Here is a 903-nt window from a genome sequence, read left to right as displayed (position 1 = left end):
CCCTGGCTGAGGTGTGGCGTTCGGTGGGTGTGGAGCCGGATGCGGTGGTGGGGCATTCGCAGGGTGAGATTGCGGCTGCGGTGGTGGGTGGGTGGCTGTCCCTGCAGGATGGCGCCCGGGTGGTGGCGTTGCGGTCGAGGGCGATCGGTGAAGTCCTGGCGGGCGGTGGGGGGATGCTCGCGGTTCAGGCCCCGGCCGACGACGTCGCCTTGTGGTTGGAAGACGTACAAGGTGTGGGGATCGCGGCGGTGAACGGTCCCCGTTCGGTGGTCCTTTCCGGTACGCGTGAGGGTTTGGAAGCGTGTGTGGAGGTGTGGTCGGCGCGGGGTGTGTGGGTGAAGTGGGTGCCGGTGGATTACGCGTCGCATTCGGAGCAGGTGGAACAGGTCCGTGAGCGGATTCTGGCCGACCTTGCGGAGATCACTCCGCTGTCGGGTGGGGTGCCGATGCTGTCGACGATGACCGGCGAGTGGGTCGCAGACGCAGACGGCGGCCTGGGGGCCGGCTACTGGGTGGACAACCTGCGTCGCCCGGTGCGGTTCGCCGACGCCACCCGTCGCCTTGCTGAGGAAGGCTTCGGTGCGTTCGTTGAGGTGAGTGCGCATCCGGTGCTGGTGATGGGCATTGAGGAGACGGTGGAGGCGACGGGCGTGGAGTCCGGCGGCGACACCGGGAACGGTGCTGTCGTCGCGGTGGGGACGTTGCGTCGTGGTGAGGGTGGCTGGGATCAGTTCCTGCGCTCGCTTGCGGGCCTGTTCGTGCGTGGTGCCGCAGACCCGGACTGGAAGATCCTCCTGGGCGGTCCCCACCCCCGGGTGGAGCTGCCCACCTACGCCTTCCAGCGGGAGCGGTTGTGGCTGGATGCGACGGCGGTGTCGGGTGATGTTGCGGGGCTGGGTCAGG

Annotated in this window: 1 protein-coding gene; it reads left to right on the top strand. The window is 68.8% G+C overall.

Features of this window, described 5'->3' with window-relative positions; translation table 11 throughout:
- Positions 1 to 23 precede the first annotated feature (23 nt).
- On the top strand, positions 24 to 903 hold an 880-nt coding region (locus KUF83_RS01680; RefSeq protein WP_308402883.1), incomplete at its 3' end, for an acyltransferase domain-containing protein.

This window comes from Streptomyces sp. BV286 (assembly GCF_019090165.1).
Lineage (GTDB): Bacteria > Actinomycetota > Actinomycetes > Streptomycetales > Streptomycetaceae > Streptomyces.
This window is presented reverse-complemented; position numbering and strand designations above follow the sequence as displayed.